A 20,739-nucleotide genomic window follows, 5' to 3' on the forward strand; every position below is an offset into this window, starting at 1 on the left:
AAATATGGTGAGTGTAATGGGTAAAAGAGGATTGTTTTTAGTATGGCTGTGCCTGGTGAGTATTTTGCCAGGCATGGCTCAAACCGAGAAACTGATTGATTATGTGAATCCATTTGTGGGAACAGATGGTTATGGTAATGTGTATCCGGGTGCGCAGATTCCTTTCGGGGGAATTCAGATGAGTCCGGACACGGATAGTAAATACTATGATGCGGCTTCCGGTTATAAATATAATCATTCCACCTTGTTGGGGTTCAGTCTGACTCATTTAAGCGGGACTGGTATACCTGATTTGGGAGACTTCTTGTTTATTCCCGGAACAGGAGAGATGAAACTGGATCCGGGGACACGTGAGGAGCCGGAAAAGGGATACCGTTCACGTTATTCTCATGAAAAGGAATGGGCATCACCTAATTATTATGCGGTGGAACTGTCAGATTATGGAGTAAAGGCTGAAATGACGTCAGGGGTACGTAGTGGTATGTTTCGTTTCACCTATCCTCAATCGGATAAAGCTTTTATTATGATCGATATGAACCATACTTTATGGCAATCTTGTGAATGGGCAAATCTGCGCATGGAAAATGATTCTACCATCACCGGATATAAACTGGTGAAAGGTTGGGGACCGGAACGGCATATTTATTTCACGGCTACTTTCTCTAAAAAGTTGACCGGCTTGCGCTTTATGCAGAATAAGAAACCGGTGATTTACAATACCTCCCGGTTTCGTAGCAGCTATGAAGCTTGGGGAAAGAATCTGATGGCTTGCATCTCTTTTGATACGAAAGCCGGAGAGGAAGTGATTGTAAAAACTGCTATTTCATCGGTCAGCACAAACGGGGCAAAAAACAATATGGCGGAACTTGCTGGACTCACTTTCGATGATCTGAAAGCTAAAGGAGAAGCACTATGGGAAAAAGAACTTGGAAAATATACCCTTACTGCCGACCGTAAAACGAAAAGAACATTCTATACGTCGGCTTATCATGCGGCTTTGCATCCGTTCATCTTTCAGGATGCAGACGGGCAGTTTCGCGGATTAGATAAAAATATAGAGAAAGCCGAAGGATTTATCAACTATACGGTATTCTCTCTTTGGGATACCTACCGGGCTTTGCATCCCTGGTTCAATCTGGTGCAGCAGGAAGTGAATGCCGATATTGCCAATTCCATGTTGGCTCATTATGATAAGAGTGTGGAGAAAATGCTTCCTATCTGGTCGTTTTATGGAAATGAGACTTGGTGTATGATTGGTTATCATGCAGTTTCCGTATTGGCTGACATGATTGTGAAGGGAGTGAAAGGATTCGATTACGAACGTGCGTATGAGGCTATGAAGACCACGGCGATGAATCCGAATTATGACTGTTTGCCGGAATATCGTATGATGGGATATGTGCCTTTCGATAAAGAGGCGGAGTCAGTATCTAAAACATTGGAATATGCGTATGATGATTATTGCATGGCACAGGCTGCCAAGGCTTTGGGTAAAGAGGATGATTATCGTTATTTCTTGAATCGTGCACTCTCTTATCAGACTTTGATTGATCCGGAAACGAAGTATATGCGTGGCAAGGACAGTCAGGGAAACTGGCGTACACCGTTTACTCCGGTAGCTTATCAGGGACCCGGATCTGTAAATGGATGGGGGGATATTACGGAAGGCTTTACTGTACAATATACCTGGTACGTACCACAAGATGTACAAGGATATATGAACGAAGCTGGCGAAGATTGGTTCCGCAACCGGTTGGATGAACTGTTCACAGTAGAGCTGCCGGATGACATTCCGGGAGCACATGATATTCAAGGCCGTATCGGAGCCTATTGGCATGGAAATGAACCTTGCCATCATGTAGCGTATCTTTATAATTACTTGAAAGAACCTTGGAAATGTCAGAAGTGGGTACGGACGATTGCTGAACGTTTCTATGGCGATACTCCGGATGCATTAAGTGGCAATGACGATTGCGGACAGATGTCGGCTTGGTATATGTTCAATTGCATTGGCTTTTACCCGGTGGCTCCTTCAAGCAATATGTATAACATCGGTTCTCCTTGCGTTGAGGCAATAACAGTTCGGATGAGCAACGGAAAAGTGATTGAAATGGTAGCAGATAATTGGTCGCCGAAGAATGTGTATGTAAAGGAATTGTATGTGAATGGCAAGAAGTATGACAAATCTTATTTGAAATATGAGGATATACGTGATGGCGTGAAACTACGTTTTGTCATGAGCAGTAAACCGAACTATAAGCGTGCGGTATCGGATGAAGCGGTAGCTCCTTCTTTGTCGTTGCCTGGAAAGACAATGAAATATCAGGTAAATTTGATGAAAACGGGTATATCAAACCAGTGAAAATAACTTTTGAAGGAGTATTACCCAGTCCGTTTGATAGTACGAAGTGATGTTTTTATTACATTTGCCATTGTAAAACGATTATTAATTAAATATCTAAATCATGAGAAGATATTTCCTGTTAGTTGTGTGTTTGTGCTTGGCATCACTACTTCGTGCACAGAATAAGTTAGAGTTAATTTCTCCCAATGGAGAGCTGAAAGTGTCCTTGAATCTCTCGGATAAAATCTATTATAGTATAGATTATAACGGAGATGTATTGTTGAAAGACAATTCTCTTTTGTTGGTTCTGAAAAATCAAGTGTTGGGACAGAACCCTAAGTTGCGTCGTCAGAAGCAATGGAGTGTCGACGAGCAATTAACTCCTATTGTTCCTTTGAAATATTCGAAAGTCAATAATCGTTATAATCAATTGCTACTGACCTTTAAAGATTATGCAGTAGAATTCCGTGCTTTTGACGATGGAGTTGCTTACCGGTTTATTACTTCACAAAAAGGTGATGTTGAAGTAATGAACGAAGAGTTTGCTATCAACTTCCCGTCGGATTATCTTCTTCACTTGCAACAACCGGGAGGCTTCCATACAGCTTATGAGGAACCTTACACACATGTTCAAAGTAATGCGTGGAAGCCTGAAGAACGGATAGCTGTTTTGCCGGTATTGATTGACACACAAAAAGACTATAAAATATTAATCAGCGAGTCGGATCTGGCTGATTATCCATGTATGTTTCTCAAAGGAACGGGTACGAACGGAGCAATCTCTGTTTTTCCTAAAGCTCCGCTTGCGTTTGCCGAAAACAGTGATCGTAGCGTGAAGATTACTCAAGAAGCTGATTACATTGCTAAAACAAAAGGTACGAGAAATTATCCTTGGCGTTACTTTGTGATAAGTAAAAATGATAAGCAGTTGATTGAGAATACAATGACTTATAAACTGGCTGAAAAGAATCAACTTCAGGATGTTTCATGGATTAAGCCGGGACAGGTGAGCTGGGAATGGTGGAATGACGCTTCTCCTTACGGACCGGATGTGAATTTTGTTTCCGGTTATAACTTGGATACTTATAAGTATTACATTGATTTTGCTTCTAAATTTGGTATTCCATATATCATTATGGATGAAGGCTGGGCTAAAAGTACACGTGATCCTTATACGCCTAATCCCAAAGTAGACTTGCACGAGTTGATTCGTTATGGCAAAGAAAAAAATGTAGGGATTGTGCTTTGGTTGACGTGGTTGACGGTAGAAAACAATTTTGATCTCTTCAAGACTTTCAATGAATGGGGAGTAAAAGGACTTAAGATTGATTTTATGGACAGAAGCGATCAGTGGATGGTCAACTATTACGAACGGGTAGCCCGGGAAGCAGCCAAACATCATTTGTTTGTCGATTTTCATGGCTCTTTCAAACCTGCCGGACTGGAATATAAATATCCGAATGTATTGTCTTACGAAGGAGTGCGTGGCATGGAACAAATGGGCGGTTGTTATCCGGATAATAGTCTGTATTTACCGTTTATGCGTAATGCTGTCGGTCCGATGGATTATACTCCCGGAGCGATGATTAGTATGCAGCCTAATGTGTATCGCTCGGAACGTCCCAATGCTGCAAGTATCGGAACACGCGCTTATCAGTTGGCACTCTTTGTGGTTTTTGAAAGTGGTCTGCAGATGTTGGCGGATAATCCTACTCTTTATTATCGTAATGAAGATTGTACCCGTTTCATTACACAAGTTCCCGTAACGTGGGACGAGACTGTGGCACTGGAAGCTAAAGCGGGTGAATATGTCATTGTAGCAAAACGGAAAGGTGATAAGTGGTTTATAGGAGGAATGACTAACAATGGTGAAAAGGAACGTGAGTTTACCATAAAGTTAGATTTCTTGAATAAAGATCGCTCTTATCAAATGATATCTTTTGAGGATGGTATCAACGCAGGACGTCAGGCGATGGATTATCGTTGCAAGTCATCCCAGGTGAAAGCCGGAGAGCAGCTAGCTATAAAGATGGTTAGAAATGGTGGCTTTGCAGCTGTCATTGAATGATGGCACATATTCTAACTTTCCATACGTAAAAATGGAAATCATCTTTCAATCTATCACCATCCTTCTGAAACGTATTGTTCATCGAGCTTTCAGGGTGGTGATAGATTGTTCTCCACCTGTCACCTAATCATTCATCTATCACCGTTTGAAATGAACATGCCTGCATATAAATATAAGCTTGTATGTAAATAGAAGTTTCAACAGGGGATACTTTTAGTTTCAAGGCGGGAAACTTTAGTTTCCATTAGGGGAAACTGCAGTTTCAGAGGCTTGAAACTAAAGTTTCCTCGGTGAGAAACAAAGTGTTTCATGCCGTGAAACTGCTTGTTTCAAGCGTTGAAACCAATCGTTTCACGGCACGAAACACTTTGTTTTGCTATTTGTTCTAAGAAGGCAATGCTTCGGAATCAACGTTTTCTCTTAGAGAACCACTCTTTAAACTCTGCTACTCGGGCTTTACTGACAAGTATTTTTTCTTTGATTCCTGAATAGTACAAGTTGATGGACAGTCGGCTGTTGAACCATAAGTCAATATCTTTGATAGCTTCTCGCGAAATAAGATATTGGCGGTTAGCCCGAAAGAAAAGAGAAGGATTGAGACACTCCGTAAGTTCATCTAATGTTTGAGAAAAACAGTATTCGGTTTCATCGGTTAAGACTACTTTGACCTGACAGTCCTTAATATAAAACAATTGTATCATATCTACAGAAACGGGCAATAGTTTGTCTCCTTTGGTAGGAATAAGGAAATGACTTTTATAGTTTTCTTGCTTTTGGAGTGAATGTATCAGTTTCAGTAGCTCATTCTCCTGTTGTGGAAAAGGAAACTGGTGTTTGTCAGCAGCATCCTGTAAACCTTGGAGCTTATCGAAAGCGTGTTCTATGTCTTCCTTACCGATGGGTTTTAATAAGTAGTCGATGCTGTTTACTTTGAATGCACGTAACGCATATTCATCATAGGCAGTTGTAAAGATAATCGGACAAGTAATATTGATATGATTGAATATCTCGAAGGCGGAACCATCTGCCAGGTGAATATCCATGAATACCAGTTCCGGCATCGGATGAGAACTGAACCATTCGATAGTGGAACTGATACTATCCAGTATGGTCACGATTTCTCCATTCGGTTTTATTTCATTAAGCAGTGAAGTCAGGTTTCGTACTGCTGCTTTTTCGTCTTCTATAATGACAATCTTCATGGTGATTATTGTTCTAGTTGTGATTTTTCAATCAAAGGAATACAAACTGTAAACTCTCTGTCCTCCGTTATTTGTATATCCCGTTTAAACAAGAGCCTGTATCGCTTGGCAAGGTTGGCAAGTCCGATGCCGGTTCCGGAAGTTGCAGTCCATTTGGGCTGAATGTCGTTGCTGATAGACAAATTGCCGTTATCGTCCGTCGTGATATGAATGGTCAACGGCTTCCGGTTGCTGATTTCGTTGTGCTTTACTGCATTCTCAATCAACACTTGCACCGCCATTGGAGGGAGGAGATATTCTTCGTAGGCATTGCTTATCTGTATGTCGAATTGTAGATTGTTCTCAAAACGCATCTTTAATAGAAATATATAAGCGGAAACAAATTCCATTTCTTCCCGGAGACTGACACATTGTGACTCATTACTTTGCAAAGTATACCTTAGTACCCGGGAGAGTTCCTGAATGTAATCCTGCGCTTTATCTTGATTTTCGCGTACCAGCGAACGCAGGGTATTCAGCGAGTTGAACAGCATGTGTGGGTTCAGCTGATTCTTCAGTACTTCATACTGATTGCGGAGATTCTCTGCCTGAAGCTGTTCGTTTTCAATAAGTACCAGTTGCTGCTTGAATATAAGATGAATGATACAGCAACTACTGGTGACGAGACATGCTACAATGAAATCCCGCAATGGATGCAAATAATGATGTACCATGGCATCGATGGCCGGAATATCAAACGTTCTGTGAAGGAAAACAAAAAACTGTCCTGACAAGTTACTCAATATCCATGTCACGATAAAGGAAAGCAAAATCTTTGTCCCTGTAATTTTAATGGAAGCCTGATTGAAATGAAACAAACGGGTATTGATGGCAAAAAGTAACAATAGCGACAGAAAGGTAAACAGTATTTCGTTTGCCACATCTATAAACTTCATCCCTGGGAATAAGGAATGACTTTCGAAACGGTCGAAAAGAGATACTGATTCAGGAAAATGAATCAGTACAGCAACCGCTAAGGAGATGATGACTGTGGAAAGTATATATTTATCTTTTTTTATTGCTTTGGCTATCATACAACAAAGATAGTGGTAAATTATGAGTTACCGGTTATAAAATGTCAATGCTGTTGTCACAGTTGGTCAATTATTGTTTCTGAATGTGTGCCGTGACATACATACCGGGGCGGAATTGTACATTTTCCTCCTTGATGGAAGCATACACTTCGAGCGAACGATTGGTTTCGTCTACTTTTTGTCCGATGGAAATCACGACGCCGTGAAAGGTTTGTGTCCCCATTCCGTTTACACGAAACTGTACCGGGCTGCCGACTTGTATGTCTGCAAGATCTTTCTCGTAAGTAGTCAGGCAAAGCATCGGGCTGCTTTTATCGATAAGTTCGCAAAGTGCTTCTCCCGGATTGATATATTTGCCGATATTCATCGCTACATTAGCGGCATAACCACTAATAGGGGCTTTGACTTCCAGTAGCGGTTGTATTCCGTTCTTAAGTAATGCCTCCGTTTGAACGCCTAAAAGAGAAAGTTGTGCAGCAGCGGCGTCCTGGCGACTCTTCATGGAGAGAAAGTCCGCTTTACTTTGCTGGAATTTCTTTTGAGAAGCTGCTTGTTCGGCAGACAGATTTTTTTGCCGTTCGTATTCAGCTAAGAGATATTCGGTCTGTGCGTGACTGTCCAGATAAGTTTGTTGCAGGGTGATGAACTCCGGATTCTCTAACGTGGCGATTACACTGTTTACAGCCACCCATTGCCCTGGAAGCAGAGACGCTTTTTTTACAATGCCCCCCATGGTTAAAGCAATGGTTGCCTGACGTTGAGGAGGAAGAACGATTCGTCCGTTGAACGAAACCTGATTAGGCTTTGAGGTAGCTGAAGTGATGGCATCCACTTCGGGTTGTGTGATGGTATCTGCTATCGTTTCGGCAACGGGAATTGCGGCGGATTCGTTATTTGTAGTTTGCTGGTTTCCTTTGCAAGCCGTTAGAATTAGTAAAAGGATGGGATAAACTATCTTTTTCATATCTTATGTTTTATAATAATTATTCTGGGTGATGTATGTCATTCAATGTCTCGATCTTCCACCTACTTGAAAAGTTCATATTCCAGTGCAGCAATATTGTATTGGTAGACTGTTTCAATATAGCCTCTGCGTATCTCTCTGGCGGTGGTAATCGACTGTATATATTCGGCAATGCCTGTTTCGCTCTGCTGCAATTGCAGGTTGGCTGCCTTTGTCAGTTCGTCCGCTTCTTTCAAGGCAGAAGAGGTATAATATCGTAAACTTTCGTTGTATCTGCGGAGGGATGCTTCTAGTTCGAGTGTTTTATTTCTTAACTCCCGGATGTTGGCATCTGCCTGTATTTGCGCTGAAGTGGCAGTTAGCCGTGCCTGCTTCACTTTGCTCTTTTGTGGCAGGAAGTAGATGGGGAAAGAAACCCCGATCATCCAGGCATTCAGATTCTTAAGTGGGAGAATGTCCTGACGGGTATACCCCACACTGATTTCAGGAAAGAAATGGCTCTGCTCTACACGGAGCATTGCTTTCGCTTCATCTGCCTGGCTTTGAAAGTAGGCAGTATGTGCTCCCGATAGGTTTCCATCCGAAATGCCGGTATAGAATAAGGATAAAGTGGAATCCACCGGAACAATGGGATCGTTGGAGTAGCAACTCCATTGGAAACGTGCCAATGCCATTTTCTCTTCTTCTTTTGCTTGGAACCAGCGGTTATGCAGATCGGCAGCTATGGTGGTCATCATATTTTTCTCTAGCAAGGTGATCTCTCCTTGTTGGTATCGTAATTCTCCGATGCGCTGCAGTTCTTCTGCCATTTTATCCTGATCCCGATACATTGAACAGAGATTAGTGGCATATTGGTAGTAGGCCCACGCCCTTTTCACTTCTGCTGTGATTTCTTTCTCTACCATCTGCCGATAATAGGTGTTCGTTTTTACCTGACGGTTGACTAACGCATTCTTATAGAATGGCGTTAGAAGGGAGCCCAGGCTTTGCTCGAAAGCCAGTTCCTTGTCTTTTTTGTTTTCTCCGTTAAGTTGACCCCAGGAATAGCTGAACGAGGTAGGCGTTGCTTCTATCACTTCTCCGCGAGTGGCTTTGGCTTGTTGAATAGCATTATTGGCTATTTTCAGGCGAGGATGATTTTGTTTGGCTATTTCTATCGCCTGTTCGAGACTGACTGTTTGTGTCTGTTGAGCGGAAACGAACGCGGGAAGAAACAAGAACAGGAGACACAATCCCCCGAAAGGCCAGCGCAGTTTGATTCCCGGACGTCTCCAGGTAGCAAATGAATTTACAATTTTGTAAAACACCGGAATGATGAGTAAAGTCAGTACGGTAGAAATAATCAAGCCACCGATGACCACTGTTGCCAACGGACGTTGTACTTCTGCGCCGGCTGAAGTGGCTATTGCCATCGGGACGAATCCCAGAGATGCAACCAGTCCTGTCAGGAATACAGGACGGAGCAAGTGTGGAGTCCCTCTTTTGATAATCTGGTTTGTAGTCATGGAATAGGTATTTTGTTTACGAAGTTCGTTGAAGTGATTTACCATCAGGATACCATTCAATACTGCCACCCCGAACAAGGCGATGAATCCTACTCCGGCCGATATGCTAAACGGAAGCCCGCGTAGCCAAAGTGCGGTGATACCACCGATGAGCGATAGGGGGACCGTTGAGAATACCATCAGGGTATAGGTGATGTTCTTGAATGCGAAGAACAGAATCAATAGAATGAGCATTAATGCCACGGGGATGACTACCAGTAAGGTATTGATGGCATTTTGCAAGTTTTCGAACTGGCCGCCGTATTCGAAGTAATATCCCGGCTTCAGTTTGATGTTCTTGTTCAGTGTCTCTTGAATATTGGCGACAACTTGCTGGATGTCTGCGTCACGCACATTGACACCGATGACGATGCGCCGTTTGGTTGCATCCCGGTTGATTTGCAGTGGCCCACTGACAAGGTCGATGCTTGCTACCTCTCCAACAGGGATTTGAATTCCTTCCGAAGTGCGTACAAACAACTTATCAAGATTCAAGTCGGCCACTTTCTCCTGGTCAAGCCGGACCACGAGATCGAATCTCCGTTCGTTTTCAAAGATTACACCTGTTGACTCTCCGGCATAGGCAGTTCGGATAATGGTGTTAAGCTCTTGTATGTTGATGCCGTAACGGGCTATTTTGCCACGGTTGTATTTCACTACCAATTGGGGTAATCCCATCGTCTGCTCAACGATGACATCCGCTGCTCCCGGCACTTTTTCTACAAAGGTAGCTGCTTCTTTGGCTCTTTCATATAATTCGTGCGTGTCTTCTCCATATAATTTGATGGCAATATCTGCTTTTGCTCCCGTCATCAGCTCGTTGAAGCGAAGTTGTATCGGTTGCGAGAAGTTGAATTCGGCACGTTCGGAGAGCGGAGCAAGTGCATCTTTCATTTTATCCACCATTTCTGCACGGCTTCCGGCACTTGTCCATTCTTTGAATGGTTTCATGATAATCATCACATCGGCATCTTCCACTGCCATCGGGTCAGTGGGAACTTCCGCCGTTCCTATTTTGGCTACAACATGTTTAATTTCAGGGAATTTATCCATTAATGCTTTCTCTGCCAAGCGGGATACTTCGATACTTTCGGTCAGCGAACTTCCTGCGGGTAGTGTCATTTGCATGGCAAAATCTCCTTCGTCCAAAGTAGGAATGAATTCTGCTCCCAGGCGGGTAAAGAGAAAAAGTGAACCGATCAGTGCAGAGAAGGCTACGATGACGGTACGCCATTTGTAACGAAGACAGGCACGCAGGGTGTGCTGGTAGATCTTGTTCAGTTTCTCGAAGAAGCGGTCGGCAAGGGTGGGTTTCACAACAATGGTATGCTTCAGAAAGAGGGAGGCCATCATAGGAACATAAGTCAGTGAAAGAATTAAGGCTCCGATAATGCAGAACACAAGTGTTTTGGCCATGGGGGTGAAGTATTTCCCTTCAATTCCGTTCAATGTAAGGATGGGGAAGAAGACGATAAGGATAATCAACACTGCAAAAGTGGCCGAACGTGCAACGCCGGAAGCTCCTTTTTCCACTTCTTTGTCCATCTCTTTGCGGGTCAGTGTGCGGCCTCGGAATTGTTTTCCGTAAATGTGGGCGAGGATACCTTCCAAGATAACGATAGAGCCATCTACTACAATACCAAAGTCAATGGCACCGAGACTCATTAGATTGGCGGTGACATTGAATACACGCATCATGATAAAAGCGAAGAGCATTGCCAGCGGGATGACGGATGCGACAATCAGTCCGGCACGGAGGTTGCCGAGGAAGAGGATGAGTACAAGGAAGACGATAACCGCTCCTTCAATCAGGTTGTTGACAACCGTAGAGATGTTCCGGTTTACCAGTTCCGAACGGTTCAAGTAAGGTTCTATACTGACTCCTTCGGGTAATAGCTGCTGTATTTTTTCTACCCGTTTTTCGAGTTCTTGAGTCACTACATTTGCGTTGGCACCTTTCAGCATCATGGCAATTCCGCCGACACACTCGCCCTCACCATCCTTTGTCATGGCACCGAAACGCTTTGGAGAACCGAAGCGGACAACTCCTACATCACTGATATGTACCGGAATCCCATTTCGGTTGGTCACTACAATCTGTTCAATATCCTTGATGCGGGTAATCATACCTTCCGACCGGATATAGTAGGCGTTCTTTATCTTCTCAATGTAGCTTCCGCCGGTATTTTGGTTGTTGCTGCTAAGTGCTTCGAACACCTCGCCGATAGTGATATTCAAAGAAAACAGGGCGTCCGGATCGACGGCTACTTCATATTGTTTCAGGTAACCGCCGAAACTATTGATTTCTACTATACCGGGGATACCGGACAACTGACGTTTCACCATCCAATCTTGAATGGTGCGGAGTTCCATTGCGTCATATTTCTTCTCATATCCGGGAGCTACCTTCAATATATACTGGTAAATTTCTCCCAGACCGGTGGTGATGGGCATCATCTCCGGTGTTCCGAGCTCGGAGGGAATTTCGCTTGTTACGCTTTGTATTTGTTCATTTATCAACTGCCGTGCATCGAGTGTGGGGACACTTTCTTTAAAAACGACCGTTACGACCGATAGCCCGAAGCGGCTGACAGAACGGATATCTTCGACATTCATAATATTGCTCATCGCTATTTCGATAGGCATAGTGATGAGTTGTTCCACCTCTTGTGGTGCGAGTGTAGGGGATACGGTCACTATTTGTACCTGATTATTGGTAATGTCGGGCACGGCATCAATAGGTAGTGTCAGCATCGCATAGATACCTCCGATAAACAGGAAGAGAGTAGTGAGTCCTACAAATAGTTTCTTCTTGATTGAAAAACGTACAATAGCTGTAAACATGACTTTCGTTGTATTATTATTTCACGATACAAAATTACTACCTATCTTCATCCGTTATCACTAAGAATAAATGAAGCGGAAAGATTGTGGGGTGAAGTGACGGATTTGGGAATTGAAAGATGTAAAATCATAGCTCTTGTTTCACTGCTGAACAAACATTTCTTTCAGTTTACTCGTTTAATATAAAAACAAATTAAATGTATATTCAACATGAAAACATTCGTCTTGATGATGGTAAGCCTGTTGTTTGCAATTTCTTCGGAAGCGCAAAACAAGTCTTTTTATGATTTTACAGTGAAAACTATTGATGGTAAGGACTTTCCTCTTTCTTCACTGAAAGGTAAGAAAGTGTTGGTAGTCAACGTGGCATCTAAGTGTGGGCTGACGCCCCAGTATGCTCAACTGGAGAAACTATATGAGAAATATAAAGAAAAAGACTTTGTTATTATCGGTTTTCCGGCGAATAACTTTATGGGACAAGAACCGGGTAGTAATGAGGAAATAGCCAAGTTCTGTTCTTTGAACTATGATATTACTTTTCCGATGATGGCTAAGATTTCCGTTAAAGGAAAAGATATGGCTCCTCTTTACCAATGGTTGACGGAGAAAAAACAGAATGGAAAAGAAAACGCACCGGTTCAGTGGAATTTTCAGAAGTTTATGATTGATGAGAACGGACATTGGGCGGGAGTTGTGTCTCCGAAAGAAAGTCCGTTCTCTGAAAAGATTATTACTTGGATAGAGAAGGAATAAGGGATACTTTTTTCAGCTCTTCTTCGAAGTTGGGAGTGAAGATTCCTTTACCCAGATTTTCTTTTATTTCTTCGATCTTCCAAAATCGTCCACCGTCCAGTTCGTCGCTGGGATGGATTTCTTCCTCATAAACGGTTTTGTGGACAAAAACAAGCTCTTTTTCACGGCTGGATTCAAAAACATAACTGGTGAGAAGCTCGGGGGTGAAGTCTGTGATGCCCAATTCTTCACGGACTTCTCTCTTTAGGGCGATTTCTACGCTTTCGCCCAAATCAATATGTCCGCCCACAGCCGTATCCCATTTCCCCGGTTGAATATCTTTCCATTCGGGTCGTTTCTGTAAATAGATGTCTCCTTGGGCATTGAATACGTGAAGGTGAACTACCGGATGAAGCAGTTTGCTACCGCTGTGACATTCTCCGCGAGTAGCGGCTCCGGTGATATTTCCCTGTTCGTCTACGATAGGGAACATTTCCTGGTTATTATCGCTTGGCATAGTGTCTTTTATATTGGGTGAAATCTTACGGAGAGGAGAATATCTTATGGTATTAATAAAGAAGAATCTCCATAACTTAGGAATCGGAAATCATGCGCCAGTGCATAATCATAAATTGTGTGCCAATTCCCTTTTACAAAAGCTGAAACCAAAAGCAGCAAGGTACTTTGCGGCTGATGGAAATTAGTAACCATCGCTTTTACTATTTTATAATTGTATCCCGGTGCTATGATAATCTGTGTACTGGTGTGAAGGGTTTCCAAACCATTCCTGTCGAGATATCCTAATATCTTTTGCAACGCAACAACGGGAGGAATCTGGTCGTACTTTTCATAAGGCTGCCATTGTTTGACACGTAGTTCTTCTTCCGTAGCATACGGATTTTCAGCCAATGTAACTCCAATGTGATACAGGCTTTCTAGAGTCCGTACAGAAGTAGTCCCTACTGCAATAGCACAACCGTCATGGTCAATCAGTTTTTTGATGGTACTCCGGTTGACCGATATATATTCCGTGTGCATTTCGTGACCTTCGATTTCTTCACTTTTTACAGGTTTGAATGTGCCTGCTCCTACATGTAGAGTTAATTCTTCAAGATCAATCCCTTTTTCTTGAAGTGCATCCAATACTCGTGGAGTAAAATGTAATCCCGCCGTAGGCGCAGCTACCGAACCTTTAATCTTAGAATAAACAGTTTGATAAGTCTCCTTGTCACTTTCTTCCGTATCCCGGTTTAAGTAAGGAGGAATAGGAAGTTCTCCGAATACTTCAAGGATATCGGCAAACGTCACTTCCGGATTATCCCATGCAAAATCTACCCAATGGCTGGTTCCTTTGCATTCTCCTCGGGTAGCGGTCAGAGTAATAGGGAATCCTTTGACGGTCATTTCGCGTTTCAACTGTCTGTCTTTCCATTTCTTCAGATTGCCGATCATGCAAAGCCAGGCGGCATGTGCTGTCTGTTGGAAATTTAAGACATAATCGTTTGGCTGGATCGGTTCAAGACAAAACACTTCGATCAGTGCTCCCGTCTCTTTTCGAAAATGGAGGCGTGCCTGAATGACTTTTGTATTATTGAATATCATCAGACTGCCTTGCGGCAGATATTCCGGCAAAGAAGTGAAAACATCTTCACTAACTTCTCCACGACGGTATATTAAGAGTTTGGACTGGTCGCGGGTAGGCAACGGGAATTTAGCAATACGTTCATCCGGAAGAGGATAACTGTATTCACTGATATGGATATGTCTAGGATCTTCTTTCATTGTTTTCTAAAATAAAAAGAGGTTAGAACCCATTCGGTTTCTAACCTCTTTAACCAGTCGGGGTGACTGGATTCGAACCAGCGACCACACGCCCCCCAGACGCGTACTCTAACCGGGCTGAGCTACACCCCGAATTGCGGATGCAAAAGTACAGATTAATTTTTAATTAGCAAATAATCCGTTGATTTTTCTAGTATGAATTGTGCCGATTTATAGCTATTATTCTGATTATTAGTCTTTCTTGTGAACATACAAATCTTTATTTCAATGAGTTAGTAGTTTTTTTGATTGCCTCTTATGTGATATAAAAGTACATTTCTTTAATTTTGCTTGAATTAGAAAACAATCTGCTTATTTTTCATTTGAAAGCATTAATCCTTTTCTTGTCCTAAAAACACTATAAAAACCAGGTCAGTCTATAATAAAACGAAATAGGAAAATGATAAATGAACTAACAATCAGAGAGTTTGTTTATAAATTAATGTAAATAAAAGGTGTTTGACTTCCTTAGTATGATACTATATTTCCATTTTTGGTGCGTGGTAAATTAGGAAGTTATACATTTGTAAAAAGACTTAGTTTAGAAAGGTGTTAAATGTTAGACATTAAAAATAGAGAGACATTAGAGATATACGTCCTGGGTGACGATTTTAAATTTTATCAAAATCTGAAGTATCTTCCTTTGACTTCTTATCCTTCTAATAATCAATCAGCTTTGATTATATATTGTTTAGGTGGAAAGGCCAAAATTACAGTGCATGAAGATGTACATTGGATACAACCGGAGGAATTGATTATATTATTACCCGGACAATTTGTCTCATTTAGTGAGCCAAGTGAAGATTTCTCGACCGTTACGATGGTTATATCTACTTCACTGTTTAGTGATGCGTTAAGTGGTGTGCCCAGATTTTCTCCGCATTTCTTTTTCTATATGCGGACTCATTACTGGTATCCGCAGACGGAACGCGATATTCCCCGGATGTATAATTATCTGGGTATGATAAAAGATAAAGTTACCTCTCAAGATATATATAGGCGTGAGCTGATTATTCATTTGTTGAGGTATCTGTATCTGGAACTGTTCAATGCTTATCAAAAGGAATCGACCTTGATGACTGCCCGCAGGGATACCCGTAAAGAAGAGTTGGCTAATAAATTCTTTGGGCTTATCATGAAGCATTTTAAGGAGAATAAGGATGTGGCTTTTTATGCGGATAAACTGTGTATTACTTCCAAATACCTGACTATGGTAATTAAGGAGACAAGCGGGAAGTCTGCTAAAGACTGGATTGTTGAATACATCATATTAGAAATCAAGGCTTTGTTGAAAAACACAAGCCTGAACATTCAGGAAATAGCGATTAAAACGAACTTTGCGAATCAATCGTCGCTTGGACGTTTTTTTAGAAAGCATACAGGAATGTCGCTTTCACAATATCGAATGAGTAACTTAGAACAATAGTGCGGACAATTGCCTCACAATAGGCAATAATATCTATAGGGATTGGGAAGAGAAAGGGAATGAAGTCTATTTCATTCCCTTTTACTATGTGGTATATCTGATGTAGGATGGATTAAATTCCCATACATTCGCGATAGAAGTCGAGCATTTCGAAGATAGTGTCCTTATCGGCAGTCTGATTGATGCAAATGTCTCCAATATCTTTTAGTAAGGTGAAATTGATAGTACCTGAAGTATTCTTTTTATCATGCGTCATAAATGCATACAGTTGGTCATATTTCTTGCAGTCGAAAGTAAATACACCATAATTATCCTTGATAAACTGGATCGTTTGCCGCATTTTCTCTTTCGGGAAACCTACTTTGAGATGAGAAAGATACAGTTCGCACACAATTCCCCAAGCTACTGCATATCCATGTAATACAGGACGGTTTTCTGCCAGTGCCATACTTTCGAACGCATGTCCTACGGTGTGTCCCAGATTTAATGCTTTGCGGATTCCATGTTCGAAGGGATCCTGTTCTACAATATCTTCTTTCACTTGTACCGATTGACCTACCAATTGTTTGAGAGCTGCATAATCAATACTAGAGGAATCGAAATTGAGCAATTCTGCCCAATGTGCCGTATTGCTAATCAAACCGTGCTTCAACATTTCAGCATATCCGGAGAAGAAATTGTGTGTGTCCAATGTGCGTAGGAATTCAGTTTCAATCAATACACTGTTTGCCGGAGCGAAAGCACCGATTTCATTTTTCAGTCCGTTGAAGTTGATTCCTGTTTTACCCCCCACTGATGCGTCCACCATAGCGAGCAGAGTAGTTGGTATATTGATATAGGAAATGCCCCGTTTGAATGTAGCTGCGGCAAAACCTCCGAGATCTGTCACCATCCCTCCTCCAAGATTGATAAGTAAAGAGTGGCGGGTAGCCCCTTGAGTACTTAATGCCATCCAGACGGAAGCGAGTGTTTCCAGAGTTTTATGCACATCTTCTGCTCCGATACAGATTTCTACAGCATCTTTTAACAGATCCGATTCCTTTAGAGAAGGGAGACAAAGACGCTGGGTATGCTCGTCTGTGAGGACGAATAATTTGTCATGCGGACATAGCTCAATGGCACGACCGAGGCTCGTTTCCAAGCTTTCGCAGAGAATAACTTCTTGTTTACTCATGATTCTTTTGCTTTTTTACTCTGCAAATGTATATAAAATATCTTTTTTTACTTACTTTTGTCTCATTAAAACGTTTAATCATGAAAGCATTATTACCTGTATATTGTCGTCCTTTAGGATATGTTGTCTTGTTGGTAGCTCTGTTCATCCCTTTTATTTTGGTGATGCAGGGAGTAGTAACTGATACTAACTTGCTGTTTTATAAAGAATGTACAAAGTTGTTGATGATGGCAGGATGCTTGTTAATAATCTTTGCATTGAGTAAGAATGAAAGCCGTGAAACGGAGCAAATCCGGAATTCGGCTGTTCGTAATGCTATCTTTTTGACATTCTTGTTCGTCTTTGGTGGTATGTTGTGGCGTGTTATGCAAGGAGATGTGATAAACGTCGATACTTCCTCTTTCCTTACTTTTCTGGTTTTTAATGTGCTTTGTCTGGAGTTTGGTCTGAAAAAAGCGCTTGTTGATCGATTCTTTAAAAGATAATTTTCTTTTCAATTAAACCTTTTACGATTCGATTTGTCAAAAAGACATTGTTATTGCTACTAATATAATCGTAAATAAGGTAAATGAAAAGATTTTCAGCAGGGTTGGTGCTGATGTTGCTATGCACCTTCTCAATTTTTGCACAGAATAAGGTTATTACCGTTTCGGGACGTGTGGTGGAATCCGATACTAAAGAGCCCGCAGCGCAGGCTACAGTTCAATTGCTATCATTACCTGATAGTGCTTATGCCGCCGGTATAGCCAGTAGTAACCAAGGATGGTTTACTCTCCCCAAAGTAAAAGCCGGAAAATATGTGTTGAAAGTTTCCTATATTGGATTCCGAACCAAGCTCGTACCGGTACAATTATCTGCTAACGCCACTGATAAAAAATTGGGAACCATTACATTGGACCCTGATGCTGTCATGCTGAAGGAAGCGGTGATTACTGCCGAAGCTCCGCAGGTGGTCGTGAAAGAAGATACGCTGGAATATAACTCAACAGCTTACCGTACTCCCGAAGGGGCGATGCTCGAAGAGTTGGTGAAGAAACTTCCGGGAGCAGAAATAGACGATGACGGTAACGTCAAAATCAATGGTAAAGAAGTAAAGAAGATTATGGTGGATGGTAAAGAGTTCTTTGGCGGTGATGTGAAAACCGGATTGAAGAACTTACCGGTCAACATGATCGACAAACTGAAAACATACGATAAAAAATCGGACTTGGCACGTGTTACCGGAATAGATGACGGAGAAGAAGAAACTGTTCTTGACCTGAAAGTGAAGAAAGGTATGAATCAAGGTTGGTTTGGTAATGCAAGTGTTGCCGGTGGTACAGAAGATCGTTACGGAAGCAACTTGATGTTGAATCGTTTTGTCGATAATAGCCAATTCTCTTTAATCGGTTCTGCTAATAATGTGAACGATCAGGGATTCTCCGGTGGAGGTGGCGGACCTCGTTTCCGGAACAGCAATGGTTTGACTGCTACCAAGATGTTAGGGGCTAACTTTGCTACCCAGACTGAAAAATTGGAACTGGGAGGTAGTGCCCGTTATAATTTCAGTGATCGGGATGCAACATCTACAAACTACTCGGAACGTTTCCTGCAAAATGGAAATTCTTATTCAAATTCGAACAGTAAAGGCCGCAATAAGAATACGAACTTTAATGCAGACTTTCGGTTGGAGTGGAAACCGGACACATTGACAAATATCATTTTCCGTCCGAACGTTTCTTATGGAAAGTCTAATAGTTATTCTATTTCCGAATCGGGTACTTTTAATGGAGATCCATTTAATTTGGTGTCTAATCCTAATGAGTTTTTGAATAAGATTTTCTGGGGAAGTACGGATGATCCTTTAGAAGCTATTCGTGTCAACGCCAGTAATAGTGAATCAAAATCTGAAGGGCAGAATCTCTCTGCAAATGCTTCTTTGCAAGTGAATCGTAGATTGAATAATCAGGGACGAAACATCACTTTCCGTGGTACATTTAGTTATGGAGATAATGACAGCGAACAGTTTAGTGAATCATTGACGCGTTATTTTGATGATAATGCAAAAAAAGAAGATGATGAGCGTAAACAATATACTACTTCTCCAACCAAGAATTATGATTATACTGCCGAACTGACTTATAGCGAACCGATTGCGAGAGCTACCTTCTTACAGTTCCGCTATAAATTTCAATATAAATATAGTGAAAGTGACAGAAGTACATACAGCTTGATTCCTGATGCCGATAAAGGACAGGATTGGTTTTGGAATTTTGGTGATGGCCTGCCTGTAGGATATGAAGAGAATAAAGATAGAGATTTGAGTAAGTATGCTCAATATAAATATTATAACCATGATATTAATGCAGGACTAAATATTATCCGCGAGAAATATAGATTGAACTTTGGAGTATCTTTGCAACCGCAGAACACCAGATTGGATTATAAGAAGGCCGAAGTAGATACTGTGGTAAAAAGAAATGTGTTCAATTTTGCTCCTAACGTTGATTTTCGTTACAGATTTTCTAAAGTCAGCCAGTTGCGCTTTACCTATCGGGGACGTGCAAGCCAGCCGAGTATGGAAAATTTGCTTGATGTAACTGATGACTCTAATCCGTTGAATATCCGTAAGGGTAATCCGGGATTGAAACCTTCTTTCTCTCATTCTATGCGTTTGTTTTATAATACTTATAATGCAGATAAACAGCGTGGCATGATGGCTCATGCAAACTTGAATATGACTCAAAATAGCATTACTAATGCCACTACTTATAATCAGAGTACTGGTGGAGTGACTGTTAAACCGGAGAATATCAACGGAAACTGGAATGCGATGGGAATGTTTGGATTCAATACAGCATTGAGAGACAAGCGGTTTACCATAAATTCTTTTTCCCGTGCTAATTATACCAATGCGGTTTCTTATCTTTTTAATGACGATACTAAAATAAATGACAAGAACACTAGTACGACACTGACTTTCGGAGAGAATTTGAATGGAACTTTCCGTAACGACTGGTTTGAATTTACCTTGAATGGTTCAATCAACTATAACTTTGAGCGAAATCAACTGCGTCCGGAAAACAATCAAGAACCCTATACATTTGGTTATGGTGCAAGTACTAATATCTCTTTACCTTGGAGTATGACGTTGTCTACCAATATCACTAATAACGCTCGTCGTGGTTATCGTGATGCCAGTATGAATAAGAATGAACTTATTTGGAATGCACAGATTGCCCAAAACTTCCTGAAAGGCAATGCCGCAACCATCAGTTTTGAAGTATATGATATTCTGCGGCAGCAATCTAATATCAGCCGTTCGTTAACAGCCGATATGCGTTCTGTTTCTGAATATAACGGAATTAATAGCTACTGCATGCTTCGTTTCTCTTATCGTCTGAATGTTTTTGGAAATAAAGAAGCTCGCGGCAATATGCGTCATGGCGGTTTTGATGGTGGTGGACCTCGTGGCCCGCGTGGTGGCTTTGGAGGTGGCAGACCACACTAAAGCAGAGTAATAGGTTTAAATAAAAACAGGAAGTCCCGGCACAACGATTCAATGTTG

13 protein-coding genes and 1 tRNA gene are annotated in these 20,739 nt (G+C 41.7%); 6 read left to right on the plus strand and 8 right to left on the minus strand.

What is annotated here, in order from left to right; translation table 11 throughout:
- The first annotated feature begins 4 nt into the window (after nucleotides 1-4).
- Complete coding sequence (locus tag KFO40_RS09930) at nucleotides 5-2,362, plus strand: GH92 family glycosyl hydrolase (RefSeq protein WP_199722839.1); 2,358 nt, start codon at nucleotides 5-7, stop codon at nucleotides 2,360-2,362.
- A gap of 103 nt (nucleotides 2,363-2,465) precedes the next feature.
- The gene (locus KFO40_RS09935) at nucleotides 2,466-4,412 is read left to right on the plus strand and encodes a glycoside hydrolase family 97 protein (RefSeq protein WP_120144518.1); all 1,947 of its coding nucleotides are present in this window, start codon (nucleotides 2,466-2,468) and stop codon (nucleotides 4,410-4,412) included.
- A 407-nt stretch (nucleotides 4,413-4,819) separates the two neighbouring features.
- On the opposite strand, the gene KFO40_RS09940 is transcribed toward KFO40_RS09935, so the two are convergent.
- The 4 genes from KFO40_RS09940 to KFO40_RS09955 form a co-directional block, all read right to left on the minus strand.
- The gene (locus tag KFO40_RS09940; RefSeq protein ID WP_004311025.1) at nucleotides 4,820-5,614 is read right to left on the minus strand and encodes a LytR/AlgR family response regulator transcription factor; all 795 of its coding nucleotides are present in this window, start codon (nucleotides 5,612-5,614) and stop codon (nucleotides 4,820-4,822) included.
- Between the two features lie 5 nt (nucleotides 5,615-5,619).
- Nucleotides 5,620-6,687 (minus strand): sensor histidine kinase, encoded by a 1,068-nt coding sequence (locus KFO40_RS09945; RefSeq protein ID WP_004313051.1) that lies wholly within the window; start codon nucleotides 6,685-6,687, stop codon nucleotides 5,620-5,622.
- Nucleotides 6,688-6,757: 70 nt separating this feature from the next.
- Nucleotides 6,758-7,651: an efflux RND transporter periplasmic adaptor subunit gene (locus tag KFO40_RS09950; protein WP_120144519.1), complete on the minus strand. Its 894-nt coding sequence runs from the start codon at nucleotides 7,649-7,651 to the stop codon at nucleotides 6,758-6,760.
- Between the two features lie 62 nt (nucleotides 7,652-7,713).
- Entirely contained in the window at nucleotides 7,714-12,039 is a 4,326-nt protein-coding gene (locus KFO40_RS09955; protein WP_211146312.1) for a CusA/CzcA family heavy metal efflux RND transporter, read from the minus strand.
- A 210-nt stretch (nucleotides 12,040-12,249) separates the two neighbouring features.
- Between KFO40_RS09955 and KFO40_RS09960 the strand changes: the two genes are divergently transcribed.
- Nucleotides 12,250-12,792 carry a glutathione peroxidase gene (locus KFO40_RS09960; RefSeq protein ID WP_117684886.1) on the plus strand — a complete coding sequence of 181 codons (543 nt, stop codon included), beginning with the start codon at nucleotides 12,250-12,252 and terminating at the stop codon, nucleotides 12,790-12,792.
- Here KFO40_RS09960 and KFO40_RS09965 read toward each other — a convergent pair.
- The 3 genes from KFO40_RS09965 to KFO40_RS09975 all read right to left on the minus strand — a co-directional run bounded on the left by KFO40_RS09965 (nucleotide 12,770) and on the right by KFO40_RS09975 (nucleotide 14,685).
- Nucleotides 12,770-13,288, minus strand: a complete 519-nt coding sequence (locus KFO40_RS09965) for an NUDIX hydrolase (protein WP_004323622.1) — start codon at nucleotides 13,286-13,288, stop codon at nucleotides 12,770-12,772. The genes KFO40_RS09960 and KFO40_RS09965 overlap by 23 nt on opposite strands.
- A 44-nt stretch (nucleotides 13,289-13,332) precedes the next feature.
- Nucleotides 13,333-14,553 carry an S-adenosylmethionine:tRNA ribosyltransferase-isomerase gene (locus tag KFO40_RS09970; protein ID WP_087321649.1) on the minus strand — a complete coding sequence of 407 codons (1,221 nt, stop codon included), beginning with the start codon at nucleotides 14,551-14,553 and terminating at the stop codon, nucleotides 13,333-13,335.
- A 57-nt stretch (nucleotides 14,554-14,610) separates the two neighbouring features.
- Nucleotides 14,611-14,685, minus strand: a tRNA-Pro gene (locus tag KFO40_RS09975).
- A 463-nt stretch (nucleotides 14,686-15,148) separates the two neighbouring features.
- Here KFO40_RS09975 and KFO40_RS09980 point away from each other — a divergent pair.
- A complete protein-coding gene (locus KFO40_RS09980; RefSeq protein ID WP_004314597.1) occupies nucleotides 15,149-16,018 on the plus strand; it encodes a helix-turn-helix domain-containing protein in 870 nt (289 codons plus the stop codon).
- A gap of 112 nt (nucleotides 16,019-16,130) precedes the next feature.
- Here the strand turns inward: KFO40_RS09980 and aroB are convergent, their stop codons facing one another.
- Nucleotides 16,131-17,192 carry a 3-dehydroquinate synthase gene (gene aroB / locus KFO40_RS09985; protein ID WP_008020580.1) on the minus strand — a complete coding sequence of 354 codons (1,062 nt, stop codon included), beginning with the start codon at nucleotides 17,190-17,192 and terminating at the stop codon, nucleotides 16,131-16,133.
- A gap of 80 nt (nucleotides 17,193-17,272) precedes the next feature.
- Between aroB and KFO40_RS09990 the strand changes: the two genes are divergently transcribed.
- Nucleotides 17,273-17,677, plus strand: coding sequence for a hypothetical protein (locus KFO40_RS09990; protein WP_004305412.1), 405 nt, complete (start codon nucleotides 17,273-17,275; stop codon nucleotides 17,675-17,677).
- A gap of 83 nt (nucleotides 17,678-17,760) precedes the next feature.
- On the plus strand, nucleotides 17,761-20,682 hold the full coding sequence (locus tag KFO40_RS09995; RefSeq protein WP_004311007.1) for a TonB-dependent receptor: 2,922 nt from the start codon (nucleotides 17,761-17,763) through the stop codon (nucleotides 20,680-20,682).
- The last annotated feature ends 57 nt before the right edge of the window (nucleotides 20,683-20,739 follow it).

Source organism: Bacteroides sp. 1001302B_160321_D4, from assembly GCF_015667765.1.
Taxonomy (GTDB): Bacteria; Bacteroidota; Bacteroidia; order Bacteroidales; family Bacteroidaceae; genus Bacteroides; species Bacteroides xylanisolvens.